This is a genomic window from Vicinamibacterales bacterium (genome assembly GCA_036496585.1).
Classification (GTDB): Bacteria; Acidobacteriota; Vicinamibacteria; order Vicinamibacterales; family 2-12-FULL-66-21; genus JAICSD01.
In genome coordinates this window covers 44,290-57,547 of the sequence record DASXLB010000004.1, presented here as the reverse complement: position 1 = coordinate 57,547, position 13,258 = coordinate 44,290, and the positions used below count along the sequence as shown (strand labels likewise).

Sequence of the window (13,258 nt, the reverse complement as noted above, 5' to 3'; positions counted from 1 at the left end):
CGTTCATCGCGCCGCTTCTTCCACCCGGTTCGACGGCGCGCTGCGATTGCCGGCACGGTCGACGGCGATCACCTGGTACGCGTAGCGGACGCCGGCGCTGGCGCTGCGATCCGTATAGCGCGTCTCCTTGATCGGCTCGGCCGTGAGCGGCTGCAGTGTGGCACCGGGGGCCTCGCCGCGCAAGACGACATAGCCGGCCAGATCGGACTCGCCGTTGGCGTCCCAGATCAGATTGATCGAGCCGGTGCTCGCCACCGCGGCCAGCCCTTTCGGCGCGGCCGGCGGAAACGTGTCTTTCGGCGTGATGCAGATCGGACGGCTTGGATCGCTCTCGATCACCGCCGTGCCGACCGGCGCGAGGCTGCGCACCACGAAGCACTGCTCCTTGCCGGGCTCGGCGCCGGCACGGGTGAACGCCGTGTCGCTCAGCGGCGCCGGGTTGAGCGGCACCGGCGCCACCCGCTGCCCGGCGGCCGGCTGGGGCGCCGTCGCGTCGGCGCGCGCAGCATACACGTTGTAGAGCACGCCCGGCACCTCGTCGGTCGACGAGGGAGGCGGCTGCCAGGTCACGGTCACCGAGGTCTCGTCGGCGGAGGAGATGCCGGGGCTCGGCGCGCCTGGCGGCTGCAGCAGCGGCACTTCGACGCGCGCCGACGGCACCATGCCGCGCCCTTTCTTCGGTACGCCCATCAACATGTAGAAGCGGGTCAGCACCGGCGGGCCGACGGGCCCGGGCGGCGGCGCGGCCGGCGCGGCGGCCGCGGGTTCGTTTTGCTTCTTCCGGCCGTTCTTCGCGCCCCTGCCGGCCGTCTCCTTCGCCGCCGCCTTGTCGGCGGCGACGGGCTCGATCGGCGTCGGCGTCAGCTGCGCTTCGGTGACGGTCTCGGCGAAGGTGACCGTCTCGCCGGGCCGCGGCCGTGGATCCGGCGTCTCGGGTTCGGGCGCATCCGGATCGGCCGGCGGCTGAATCGGAATGCTGGCGATGACGTGCGCCGGCTTGATGAAGTTGCGGGTCGGCGGCGTCGGAGTGCCGGGCGCCACCGTCACCGCGTAGACGTCGACGTGATCGACCGAGAACTCGCCGCGCCCGTTCATGGCCTTGTCCGGCACGATCATCTGCAGATAGACAGTGTCGCCGAGCCGGCGGGAGGTGACGCTGCGGGGCGCCTCGGGCGCGAGGTTGAGCGGCGCGCGCGGCGCCCCTTTCTTGCCGCACCCGGCACCCAGCGCGAGCACGGCGAGCGCGGCGCCGAACAGCCGAAATCCGGGATTGCGCAACGCCCTACAGGATATATCGCGAGAGATCTTCGTTCTTGGCAATCGCGCTGAGCATGCGATCGACGTAGGCGGCGTCGATGCGCAGGCGCTTCTCCTGCAGCTCCGGCGCGTCGAACGAGACCTCGTCGAGCAGTTTCTCCATCACCGTGTGCAGCCGCCGCGCGCCGATGTTCTCGGTGCGCTCGTTGACGAACGTCGCCACGTCGGCGATGCGCTCGATCGCGTCGGGCGTGAACTCGAGCTCGACCCCCTCGGTCGCGAGGAGCGCCGTGTACTGGCGGACCAGCGCGCTCTTCGGCTCGGTCAGGATGCGCACGAAATCCTCGCGGCCGAGCGCCTCGAGCTCGACCCGGATCGGGAACCGCCCCTGCAGTTCGGGAATCAGGTCCGACGGCTTCGAGACGTGGAACGCGCCGGCGGCGATGAACAGGATGTGGTCGGTGCGGACCATCCCGTACTTCGTGTTCACCGTCGTGCCCTCGACGATCGGCAGGATGTCGCGCTGTACTCCCTCGCGGCTGACGTCGGGGCCGTGGCCGCCTTCGCGCCCGGCGACCTTGTCGATTTCGTCGAGGAACACGATGCCGGACTGCTGCACGCGCTCGACGGCGGCGCGCGCTACGGTCTCCATGTCGACGAGCTTCTGCTCCTCCTCCTGGCGCAACGCCTCGAGCGCCTGCGGCACGAGCACCCGACGCTTGCGGGTGCGCCCCTGGAAAAGACCCGGCAGCATCTCCTTGACGTTGATGTCGATCTCCTCGACCGCGCCGCCCTGGATGATCTCGAAGGACGGGAACGACTTCTCGCGGATGTCGATCTCGACCTGTTTGTGATCGAGCCGGCCGTCGCGCAGCTGCTCGCGCAGCTTTTCGCGCGTCCGCTGCGCCTGCTCGCGGATCGACGCGGCCTGCTCGTCGTATTCCGACGCCGTCGGCAGCGGCGGCAGCAGCAGATCCAGGACCCGCTCCTCGGCCGCCTGCCTCGCCTTCTCGCGGACCTCCGCCGTGCGCTCCTCGCGCACGAGGTCGACCGCGATCTCGGTCAGGTCGCGGATCATCGACTCGACGTCCCGCCCCACGTAGCCCACTTCGGTGAACTTCGACGCCTCGATCTTGAGGAAGGGGGACTGCGCGAGCTTCGCCAGCCGGCGCGCGATTTCGGTCTTGCCGACGCCGGTCGGGCCGATCATGAGGATGTTCTTGGGCGCCACCTCCTCGGCCATGTCGGGCGACAGCTTCTGGCGGCGCATCCGGTTGCGCAGCGCGATCGCGACGGCGCGCTTGGCCTGGTGCTGGCCGACGACGTACTTGTCGAGTTCGACGACAATCTGCCGCGGGGTCAGCGATTGCACGGTCGAGACGGTCGCTTCGGGAAGATAAATCGGCATGGCGAATCGCCTATAGCGTTTCGATGGTCAGCGTGTCGTTGGAATAGATGCAGATCGACGCGGCGATCTGCATGGAGTGTTCCGCGATGGCGCGCGCGTCGAGCCCGGTGTGCGCGGCGAGAGCCTTGGCGGCCGCGAGCGCGAACGGACCTCCCGAGCCGATCGCGACAATGCCGTCGTCGGGCTCGATGAGATCGCCGGTGCCGGACAGCAGGTAGGTCGCGGTCGCGTCCATCACGACCAGCATCGCTTCGAGGCGCCGCAGCATGCGATCTGTCCGCCAGTCCTTGGCGAGCTCGACGGCGGATCGCTCCAGATTGCCGCGATACTGTTCCAGCTTGGCTTCGAAGCGGGCGAAGAGCGCGAACGAATCGGCCGCGGAGCCGGCAAAACCCGCGAGGATGCGATCGTTATAAAGCCGGCGGATCTTCCGGGCGCGCTGCTTGACGACCGTGTTCCCCAGGGTGACCTGGCCGTCGCTGGCCATCACCGCCTGCCCGTTGTGCCGCACCGCCAGAACCGTGGTTGCCTGGAACATGTCAAATCCCGAGTGTATCAAGCGAAAAGGAGACAGTGGGGCGTCTGGAACCGGTGACAACCTCAGCCAGACGTCTAATTCCGACGTTGTATTTCCGGGATCCATTTGTGGCAGTTCTGTTGCACAATACGCCTCGGGGAGACGCATTATGAAGCGATCCACGTTCAGGCTCGGCAGCTTCGTCGCAACCCTCCTGTTGACGGCCGGTCCGGCGCTGGCGCAGCGTCCTTCGCCTGCGGCCGGCAGCGGCGATCGCTCCAGCGGCGGCGGTGGGGGTACGACCACGAGCAGCGGAAGCAGCGGCGGGGGCGGCAACATCGCCACCAGCGGCGGCTCGTCGAGCACGAGCGGCTCGAGCGCGGGCTCACCTTCGGCCTCGGCGATGGCGTCCCCGTCGATCAGCATGGGCGACCGCGGCGTCCGGATGGTGGCTCCGGAACGCCGGAACAATTACAGCGAGAGCGGCACGCGCGGCGCGTCGGCGCAGGCGCGGACACCGTCAGGACAGGCCGCGCCGCGCTCGTCGAGCGGCAGCACGCCGAGCCCGAGCCCGGCGCGTTCGGCCCCGGCCGGCGGCGGCGATCGCGCCGTGAACCGCGGTGTTGCGGCGTCGAACGCCGCCAGCGGGCGTCGCGCCAGCGAAGGCGCGCCGAACAACGTCGCCGGCGCGCCGGAAGTTCCGAGCTGGAGCCGGCCGCGCAACGATCACCCCGCCACCGGGACCGCGGTGACGCGCGTCGGTCCGAGACCGCCCGCCAGCGCGGCTGATCGGCTGCCCTATAGCGGCCGCTACGATCCGTACTTCTATGGCGGGTTCGGGTACGGGCTTGGACTCGGCTTCTACGATCAGGGCTTCTACGGATACCCGCTCTACGCACCGTTCGGAATGGGCTACGGCATCCCGTCGGGCTACATCGATCCGTACTATAGCGACCCCTACGACTACGGCGCCGGCTACGGCGCGTATTCGAGCAAGGTCTACGGCGGACACGATCAGGGCAACCTCAAGTTGAAGGTGAAGCCGCGCAACGCCAAGGTCTACGTCGACGGCTTCTATGTCGGCACGGTCGACGAATTCGACGGCGCATTCCAGAAACTGACGCTCAACGGCGGACGACACAAGGTCGAGATGCGCGCCGAGGGTTACGAAACGACGGAATTCGACGTGCTGATCACGCCGGAGCAGACCGTGACCTTCGCCGGCGACATGAAGAAAAGCCAATAGCCTCCGTGCTCAGGCTGGTCGCCGCGATCTCTGGCGTGTATGACGCGGCGATCGGCCTCTTTCTCCTGCTCGCCGCAAATCGGTTCGCGGCGCTGTTCGGCGTAACCCCCCCGCAGCCGCCGATTTTCGCCGATCTCAACGGCCTGTTTCTCCTGGCTGTCGGTATCGGCTATTACTTCCCCTATCGTGATCCGGCCGGCGCCCGCTGGTATCTCTGGGTCATGGGCCCGCTGCTGAAGTTCGGCGGCGCGGCGGCCTTCCTGCTCGACTATGTCGTGCGCGGCCATTCACCGGCGAGTTTTCTGCTGTTTGCGGCGAGCGATGGTGCGCTTGCGGCCGCGACCCTGATCGCGTTGCTGACGAGCGCGCCGTGAGGGCGGCCGCGCTCAGCGGCGGGCGCGCACCAGAAAATACACAGGGACGCCGGCGGCGATGAGCGCGCTGCCCACCAGCGTCGGCAGCGGATTGCGCCAGACCTCGTTGCCGAGCATGACCGCGCTCGCGATCACGAACAGCGCTGGCGCCCAGGGATATCCGATCGCCGAGAAGGCCGGCGCACGTCCCAGCGCATCGCGGCGCCGCAGCACGAAGAGTGCGCTCACCGCGACGGCCGAAAACAGCACCACCGCGAATCCGGTATAGCTCACCAGCTGCGACAGCGTGCCCGACAGCACCAGCACCGCGCTCCAGATGCTCTGCGCGATGATCGCCGCGGCCGGGGTGTGGAAGCGCGGATGCACGCGCCCGGCGGCGCGCACGAACATGCCGTCGCGCGCCATCGCGAAGTAGACGCGCGGGCCCGCGAGAATCATCGCGCTGACGCTCGCCGACAGGCTGACGATCGTGAAGACCGCGAGCAGGTGGCCCGCTGCGACGCCGAACATTCGTTCAGCGGCGGTGTCGAGCAGCCGCCCGCCCGGCACGGCCGACAGCTCCCCCACCGGGATCGCGTAGAGATACAGCGCGTTCAGCAGGACGTAGATGGCCACCACCGCCAGCGTCCCGAGGCCGAGCGCCAGCGGCACGTTGCGCGACGGATCGCGCACCTCCTCGGCGACATAGGCAGCGGCGTTCCAGCCCGAATAGGTGAACATCACCGGCACCAGCGCGAGCAGCCACGGTACGGCAGCCGCGTGGCCGGCCGGCGTCAGATTCTCGGCGTGGCCGTGGCCGAATGCGAACCCGGCCGCCACGATGATCAGGATGCCGGCGACCTTCAATCCGGCCAGCAGGTTCTGGACGAGCCGCCCCGGACCGACGCCGCGCACGTGCACGAGCGTCAGCGCCGCGATCGCCGTCAGCGCGAGGACCGGCCGGGCGTGCGCCGCTCCCGGCACGAAGCGGGTGACGTAGTCGGCAAGCGCGACCGCGCTCGCCGCGATCGCGCCCGAGAAGCCGGCGATGAACGACGTCCAACCGGTGAGGAACGCCGCGACCGGCCCGAAGGCGTCGCGGAGGTAGACGTACTCGCCGCCGGCATGCGGCCGCACGGCGGCGAGCTCGGCATAAGCCATCGCGCCGAACAGGGCAAGCGTGCCACCCGCCACCCATACCGCCAACAGAGCGCCGGGGTTGGGCACCAGCTGCGCGACGATCACCGGAACGAAGAAAATGCCGCCGCCGATGACGTTCGAGACGACGATCGCCGCGGCATCGAACGCACCGAGCCTCCGTTCGAGAAAGGCGCCGGCCGGGAGCGCCACGCTACTCGGTCAGCAGCTGGCGCGGCAGATCGAAGTGGGCGATCTCCACCCACTGCGACGAGCTGTGCTTGGCGAAGATGTGCACGCGCATGTCCTGGAACTGCGAGTGCTTGAGCAGATCGGCGCGGGACTGCGGCGGGTCGCCCGTGTAGCCGGCGCTCGCGCGCACGGTCAGCAGGTCGGTCTGGCTGCCGGTGAAGGAGACGCTCTGCTTGAAGACCTCGTCGAAGTCTTCTTCCGTCGGCTGGCCGGGCGGGACCGCCGTGCCGGCGCGCGGCAGCTTCTTGAACACCACGTTCAGGGAGAGCGGCCGCAGGCTGTCGTCGGTCGACTTGCGGATCCGGAAGGTGATGCTCGGGACGATCTTGTTGCGCCCGTCGACGATGCCGGCGTCGTGGTAGCCGGCCGATTCGTCGGCGACCTGGAGCGCCTGCTTGAGATCGACGGGCTTGCCACACGACGCAGCCAGCAAGGACACGGCTGCGACGGATAGGAGGAGCGCAACGGAACGACGCCGCATGAGCGGCATTCTATCCTTCCTTGATCTCGATCTTCTTCATGATCTCGTCGCGGGTGAGCTGCCGTTTGATGTAGGCCGAGAGATCGCTGCCCTTGACGCGGATCACGATCGACGACGAGTCGTCGAGCTGGCCCGGCGTGCCCTGGTTGGTGGCGCGCGCCGCAATCGTCAGCCACTCGTCGTCGCCGAGCTGCAGCGCGTTGCCGTAGCTGAGCATGGCGTCGATGAGCGCGCCCTTGATCGTCTCGGTATAGAGCTCGTCGGGGCTCCGCGGATCGCTCGGCGGCGGCGGTACGGGGGAGAGCGCCGGTGCGTCGGTCGTGGCGGCGACGGCCAGCCCCTGCGGCGCAGGCTGCATCGGCGGAGCTGACATATACATCATCCCGCGATCCATCGCGCGTTGTACCCGCGACAGCTCCACGTTGATCATGTTGCGGACGGACGGGTCGAGCGACGGATCGGCCAGGCGGCCGCGCAGCGAATCGACGTACTGCCGCTGCTGCTGCTGCTGCGTCACCCACAGCACGCTCTGCATCATCGTCGGCACGTCGACGTCGAAGAACACGCCGTAGCCTGCCAGCTCGAAACCGCGGCTGCGCGCGTTGCCGGTCACGAACAGGCTGTTGGGCTCCGAGATCTTCAGCTCGCTGGCGAGCGAGGCCGCCCCTGCCTTGACGGCGTTGGTCAGCATGCTCTCGATCTGCCGGATATGGTAGATGCGCTGCATGTTCGGTCCTGCGTCGGCGCGCGCCGGCGGAGGCGTTTGCGGGACTGCGTCCTGGGCGCGGGCGCTCGTGGCGGTCAGCGCCAGGACGGTAACGAGAAGTAGCGTTCGATTCACGATGGCACCTATCTGGTCTTCGAGGTCGACGTCAGGATGTAGTTCATCAGCTCGCGATGCGCCGCCGCTTCGTCCGCGACCGTCGCGTCGATGCGGCCGATCCCCTGCTGCACACGGTTCAGGTCGGCGACGCGCTGCGCATCGACGTCACGAATGACCTGGGCGATGCGGAGCGCCAGCTCACCCTTCTGGCGCGTCTCGCTCTGCGCCAGCAGCTCGCGCACGACCCTCATGAGCTCCTCGTCATTCGAGGGCCGCGCCGCCGACAGCGAGACGTTGCGCCAGGCCGCCGTTTCGCGCGACGACGTCTCGAGCGCCGCGATCCGCCGCTCGATCGCGGCGAACGCGCCGTCGTCGGCCGTCAGGTTCACGTCGTGCGCCGCGAACGCCGCCATGCGCGTCGAGTCGAGCGCCGCGGCGCCCGACGAGCCGGTGCGCAGCGTCCAGCCGTCGGAGCCGGCGTGCACTTCGATGCGGGCCAGCCCGGCCGCGGCGGCGAGCACGAGGACGGCGGCGGCCGCCAGGCCGGCGGCCGGTGTGAGCCAGGATCGCCACGAGGCGACGGCAGGCGTCAGGACACGGCCCATCGCCGCGCGGGGTTCGGCAACGAGGCGGAAGGCGAATTCCGGCTCGGGCGGGGTCCATCGCAGCAAATCGGTGCGCACCGCGCGCAGGGCGGCGAGCTCGTCGCGGCAGTCGGCGCAGCCGCGCAGATGCCGTTCGAACGCGCCGCGCCCGGCCGCGTCGAGATCCTCGTAGAGGTAGGAAATCAGATCGGCGTTGTCTATCTTGTTACACATGCGTTCTATCCAACTGGCGGCGCAGGACGCTGAGGCCCTGATACAACCGCGTCTTCACCGTGCTCAGCGGGCAATCCAACATGTCCGCGATTTCCTGAAAGGTGAGCCCGTGGTACTCCTTCAGGATGATCGCCGTGCGCTGCTCTTCGGGCAGGAGCGCCATCACGCGTGCGACGGCGGCGCTGATTTCCTGTCGCGCGACCAGATCCTCGACCGTCTCGGTCGGCGTGGCTGCCGAGGCCATCTCGATGAGATCGACCCCTTCGGGCGCCTGGACGACCGGCTGGCGCCGCTCGCGCCGTAACCAGTCGCGGCACAGATTCAGCGCGATGCGGTAGAGCCACGACGAGAATTTCGCCTGGCCCTTGAACCCTTTCAGGGCCCGGAAGGCGCGCAGGAACGTCTCCTGACACACGTCTCGGGCGTCTTCTTCACGCCCGATCGTCCGGTACGCCAGGGCGTAGATCGGCCGCTCCCACCTCATCACGAGCTGGTTGAAACTCTCCATGTCGCCACCTTGCGACCGGGCGACGAGTTCTTCGTCCGTGGACGACATCCGTGCGCGCGCTCTCTTCTCGCCCAATAAGACTGCCGGCCAGGCGTTTTGGCTTTCTTTCTCCGGGCCGTGACAGGGTAGGCTTGGGCCGCACTCATCATGGCAGATTCCTCCCGGCGCCAGGCAGCGCTCGAGCGGGACGTTCGGATCCATAAGCGATTGCGGGAGTTACTGCTGCAATTCTCCCGCAACGTCTCGGGCAGCCCGGGCCTGCCGACCGCGCTCCAGGCGCTCACCCCCGAGATCCGCGCCATCTACGGCGTCCGCCGGGTCGAGATCTGGCTCCACGACCGCCGGAATCGCCAGCTTCTGCTGACCGCAGCCATCGGCGGCGCCCACACGGCTGACCCCGTGCCGAGCGACGACGCGACCCACTACGCCGCGTGGGGCATGCGGCTCGAGCGCGCGAAGCTTCGTGGCGAGGAGCTCGTGGCGCCGCTGCGCGGCTGGCGGCGCGCACTCGGGACGCTGGTGGTCGAACCGGGCGATGCCGAGAGCATCGAGTCGGTGCGGGAGCTGGCGCGGCAGCTCTCGGTCGCCATCGAGAACGTCCAGCTGCTCGACGAGATCCTGCGGCAGCGGCGGCTCCTCGAGGACACCTTCAACTCGCTGGTGGATCTCGTCGTCGTGCTCGACAAGGACCTGCGCATCGTCGACGCCAACGACGCGTTCGCCTCGCGGGTCGCGCTCAAACGCGCCGAGATCGTCCGGCATCCGCTGCGCGATCTCGTCGGGCCCGAGACGCTCGCGTATGTCGAAGCGGCCGACACCTGGCAGGGGATCGTCCCGGCCGTGCAGCGACGCGTCGACGACACCGAACTGGACGGCATTTTCCTGCTGACGGCGACGCCGCTGAGCAGCCAGGACGGCCGCACGCTGGGGCGCGTGCTGGTGGCGCGCGACATCACCCGCCAGACGCGCCTCGAGGCGGAGCGCGCGGCGCTGCGGGAACGGCTGACGCAGTCGGAGAAGCTCGCCTCGCTCGGCCAGTTCGTGGCGGGCATCGCGCACGAGATCAACAACCCGCTGCAAGGGGTGATGGGGCATCTCGAGCTGATGCTGGCGACGTCGGAGGCGGCCCGTCCGCTGCGCAAGGAGCTGAAGCAGATCTTCCAGGAGGCGGATCGGGCCGCGAAGATCGTGAGAAATCTGCTGGTCTTCACCGGTGCGCACCGCATCGCGCGGCAGAAGACCACGCTCGATCGCGTGCTGACGCGCGCGCTGGCCAGCCGCAAGCCCCAGCTCGCGCGGGCCGGCATCCGCATCGCGCGGCGCCAGGGAGTGCGGCTGCCGCCGGTGCTGTGCGATCCGGCCCACCTGCAGCAGGCCTTCCTCAACGTGCTGATCAACGCCGAGCACGCCGTGCTCGAGGGCGGAGCCGCGCGCCGGATCGACATCACCACCGCCTCGCGGGCCCGCGCCTCGCAGGTCGTGGTCAGGATCCGCGATCACGGCCGCGGTATCGCGGCCGACGTGCTGCCGAAGATCTTCGATCCGTTCTTCACCACCAAGGACGTCGGGCAGGGCACCGGCCTCGGCCTGGCGATCACCTACGGCATCGTCGCCGAACACGGCGGCACGATCACCGCAGCCAACGCCGACGGAGGCGGCGCGGTGTTCGAGATCGAACTGCCGGCGGCATCCGTTGATGGTAAAGTGGGCACCATCGGCCCGCCATGATCGACGAAAGTTTCCTGACCACCGAGGAGGTGCTCGAATATCTCCAGGTCAACCTGCGGACGGTCTACCGTCTTATCAAGGCGGGGAAGATCCCGGCCGTGCGGGTCGGCCGACAGTGGCGCTTCCGCAAGCGCGACATCGACGCGTGGCTCGAGAGCCAGCGGCCGCGCGGCGGCGCGCGCGCCTCAGGATCCCCGCCGGCGCGTCCGGCACCGGCGGCCCACGGCAGCCGTCCCCGCGTGCTGATCGTCGACGACGAAGCGACCATCCGGGATCTGCTCTCGAAGACGCTCGCGCTCGCCGAGTACGACGTCGACATGGCCCCCGACGGCCGCACCGCCCTCGAGCGGCTGCGCATCATTCCCTACGATCTGCTGATTACGGATCTGAAGATGCCGGGCGTCGACGGCCTCACGGTCATCCGCGAAGCGCGGCGGCTGAAAGCCGATCTGCCGGTGATCATCATCACCGGCTTCTCGAACGAAGCAAGCGCCATCGAAGCCGTCAACCTCGGCGTGTCCGGCTATCTCACCAAGCCCTTCCGGGTGCCCCGAGTCCTGGCCGCCGCGTCAAAAGCCCTCGGCGAGTAGCGCACGATGTGGAAGTGTGGAAGCCCTGCCTTCCACATCACTTTTCAACATCTCCACATTTCCACATCCCGACATTTCCACATCCCCACATCCCCCAGTGATCCAGCTCTCCTCTCTCACTAAGTCGTTCGGCGAACGCATTCTGCTCGACCAGGTCACCTGGCAGATCGACGACCGCGAGCGCGTCGGGCTCAGCGGTCCCAATGGCGCGGGCAAGACCACGCTGCTCAAGATGCTGGCCGGCATCGACGAGGCCGACGCCGGGCAGATCGTCAAGCCCGCCGGGCTGACGATCGGGTATCTGCCGCAGGACGGGCTCACCTATTCCGGCCGCACGCTCCGCGAGGAGGCCGGGCTCGCCTTCAAGCCGCTGCTCGACATGAAGGCCGAGATCGCCGCCATCGAGGATCGCCTCGGCGACGACGGCGCCAGCCATGACGAGCACGAGACGATGCTGTCGCGCTACGCCGAGCTGCAGGACCAGTTCCGCCGCGGCGAGGGCTACGCGATCGACCTGAAGGTGACGACCGTGCTGCGCGGCCTCGGCTTCTCCGAAGCCGACATGGAGAAGAGGACCGACACCTTCTCGGGCGGCTGGCAGATGCGGATCGCGCTCGCGCGCCTGCTGCTCGGCCGGCCCGGCCTGCTGCTGCTCGACGAACCGACCAATCACCTTGACCTCGAAGCCCGCAACTGGCTCGAGGACTACCTCTCCAATTACCCGCACGCGGTCATCCTCGTCAGCCACGATCGGTTCTTCCTCGACGCCGTGGTCACGCGCATCACCGAGATCGGCATGCGCACGCTGACCGACTACGTCGGCAACTACTCGGCCTACATCCGCGAGCGCGACGCGCGGATGGATCGCCTGCGCCAGATGAAGAAGGAGCAGGACGACGAGATCGAGCGGATGAACGCGTTCATCAGCCGTTTCCGCTACCAGGCGACCAAAGCGTCGCAGGTGCAGAGCCGGATCAAGATGGTCGAGAAGATCGTGCCGATCGAGATCCCGCCCGAGCGCAAGCGCGTGCGCTTCCACTTTCCCGACTGCCGGAAGAGCGGCCGGATGACGCTCGAGCTCACGCACGCGCGGAAGGCCTACGGCGACACACTCGTCTTCCGCGACGTCAACCTGCATCTCGAGCGCGGCGACCGGATCGCGCTGATCGGCCCCAACGGCGTCGGCAAGTCGACCTTGATGCGGATGTTGTCGGGCGTCGAGGCGCCCGAGGCGGGCGCCCGCGTCGAGGGGCACAACGTGGTCATGCAGTACTTCGCGCAGGACGAAGCGGCGAAGCTCGATCCGACGCTCACCGTCTACCAGACGCTCGCCGGCGACTCCCCGATTCAGATGGTGCCGCACATCCGCACCATCCTGGGCGGCTTCCTCTTCTCCGGCGACGACATCGACAAGCCGGTGCGCGTGCTGTCGGGTGGCGAGCGCACCCGGCTCGCCGTCGCGCGCATGCTGCTGCGGCCCGCCAACACGCTGCTCCTCGACGAGCCGACCAACCACCTCGATCTCGATTCGAAAGACGTGCTGCTCGAGGCGCTCGAGGATTTCGGCGGCACCCTGATCTTCGTGTCGCACGACCGCTACTTCGTCGACAAGCTGGCCACCAAGGTGATCGACATCGGCGGCGGCGACGCCGCCGTCTACCCCGGCACCTACGAGCAGTTCCTGTGGTCGCGGCGTCAGCGATCGATGCCCGAGAGCCGGGCCGCGGTCGCCGATGCGCCGCGGGTCAAGGCACCGGTGAAGGCGGCGCCGTCCTCCCAGCCGAAGAAACCGGATCCCCGACACCGGACATCGGCGACCGGACCCGCATCGAAGCCGTCACCGTCGTTCGAAGAGAAGAAACGCGCCGACGCGGAGGTCAGGAAGACACGCAAGGAAGGCGAAGCCAGGCAGCGCCGCATCGCCGACCTCGAAGGCAGGATTGCGGCGGCGGAGAAAGAAGTGAAGGAGCTGGAGGCGAAAATGTCGGCGCCCGGCTTCTACGAAAACCACGTCGCCTCCAAACCGGTCATCGATCGCCACCAGGCGCTCATGTGGGAGGTCGGCGATCTCATGAATCAGTGGGAGACGCTGCAGTCAGAGACAAAAGTGTAATCCGACGCCAGTTTTGTCGCGCCCGCC

General features: G+C 68.3%; 13 protein-coding genes. 5 read left to right on the top strand and 8 right to left on the bottom strand.

All coding sequences use genetic code 11. The annotated features are described in order from the left end of the window. Positions 1-3: 3 nt before the first annotated feature. The 3 genes from VGI12_00830 to hslV are packed head-to-tail and all read right to left on the bottom strand — an operon-like array spanning position 4 to position 3,203. A complete protein-coding gene (locus VGI12_00830) occupies positions 4-1,278 on the bottom strand; it encodes a hypothetical protein (protein HEY2431185.1) in 1,275 nt (424 codons plus the stop codon). Between the two features lie 4 nt (positions 1,279-1,282). Next, complete coding sequence (hslU, locus tag VGI12_00825) at positions 1,283-2,665, bottom strand: ATP-dependent protease ATPase subunit HslU (protein ID HEY2431184.1); 1,383 nt, start codon at positions 2,663-2,665, stop codon at positions 1,283-1,285. Positions 2,666-2,675: 10 nt separating this feature from the next. Next, the gene (hslV, locus tag VGI12_00820; GenBank protein HEY2431183.1) at positions 2,676-3,203 is read right to left on the bottom strand and encodes an ATP-dependent protease subunit HslV; all 528 of its coding nucleotides are present in this window, start codon (positions 3,201-3,203) and stop codon (positions 2,676-2,678) included. A gap of 382 nt (positions 3,204-3,585) precedes the next feature. On the opposite strand from hslV, the gene VGI12_00815 reads away from it, so the two are divergent. Together VGI12_00815 and VGI12_00810 are read left to right on the top strand one after the other, a co-directional pair. Beyond that, the gene (locus VGI12_00815) at positions 3,586-4,428 is read left to right on the top strand and encodes a PEGA domain-containing protein (GenBank protein HEY2431182.1); all 843 of its coding nucleotides are present in this window, start codon (positions 3,586-3,588) and stop codon (positions 4,426-4,428) included. Positions 4,429-4,433: 5 nt separating this feature from the next. Next, positions 4,434-4,802, top strand: a complete 369-nt coding sequence (locus VGI12_00810; protein ID HEY2431181.1) for a hypothetical protein — start codon at positions 4,434-4,436, stop codon at positions 4,800-4,802. Between the two features lie 12 nt (positions 4,803-4,814). Here VGI12_00810 and VGI12_00805 read toward each other — a convergent pair whose 3' ends face one another. From VGI12_00805 to VGI12_00785, 5 genes are read right to left on the bottom strand one after another with little or no spacing between them, the layout of a single operon-like run. After that, positions 4,815-6,131, bottom strand: a complete 1,317-nt coding sequence (locus VGI12_00805) for an amino acid permease (GenBank protein HEY2431180.1) — start codon at positions 6,129-6,131, stop codon at positions 4,815-4,817. Position 6,132: 1 nt separating this feature from the next. Beyond that, positions 6,133-6,609 carry a hypothetical protein gene (locus VGI12_00800; protein HEY2431179.1) on the bottom strand — a complete coding sequence of 159 codons (477 nt, stop codon included), beginning with the start codon at positions 6,607-6,609 and terminating at the stop codon, positions 6,133-6,135. A gap of 52 nt (positions 6,610-6,661) precedes the next feature. Further along, entirely contained in the window at positions 6,662-7,492 is an 831-nt protein-coding gene (locus VGI12_00795; GenBank protein HEY2431178.1) for a hypothetical protein, read from the bottom strand. Between the two features lie 8 nt (positions 7,493-7,500). After that, a complete protein-coding gene (locus VGI12_00790) occupies positions 7,501-8,292 on the bottom strand; it encodes a zf-HC2 domain-containing protein (GenBank protein ID HEY2431177.1) in 792 nt (263 codons plus the stop codon). Continuing rightward, positions 8,285-9,001, bottom strand: coding sequence for a sigma-70 family RNA polymerase sigma factor (locus tag VGI12_00785; GenBank protein ID HEY2431176.1), 717 nt, complete (start codon positions 8,999-9,001; stop codon positions 8,285-8,287). Before VGI12_00785 ends, VGI12_00790 begins: the two co-directional genes overlap by 8 nt. A gap of 6 nt (positions 9,002-9,007) precedes the next feature. On the opposite strand from VGI12_00785, the gene VGI12_00780 reads away from it, so the two are divergent. The 3 genes from VGI12_00780 (at position 9,008) to VGI12_00770 (ending at position 13,231) form a co-directional block, all read left to right on the top strand. Further along, positions 9,008-10,528 carry an ATP-binding protein gene (locus VGI12_00780; protein HEY2431175.1) on the top strand — a complete coding sequence of 507 codons (1,521 nt, stop codon included), beginning with the start codon at positions 9,008-9,010 and terminating at the stop codon, positions 10,526-10,528. Further along, positions 10,525-11,118: a response regulator gene (locus tag VGI12_00775; GenBank protein HEY2431174.1), complete on the top strand. Its 594-nt coding sequence runs from the start codon at positions 10,525-10,527 to the stop codon at positions 11,116-11,118. Before VGI12_00780 ends, VGI12_00775 begins: the two co-directional genes overlap by 4 nt. 97 nt (positions 11,119-11,215) lie before the next feature. Then, positions 11,216-13,231, top strand: coding sequence for an ABC-F family ATP-binding cassette domain-containing protein (locus tag VGI12_00770; GenBank protein HEY2431173.1), 2,016 nt, complete (start codon positions 11,216-11,218; stop codon positions 13,229-13,231). Positions 13,232-13,258: the final 27 nt, after the last annotated feature.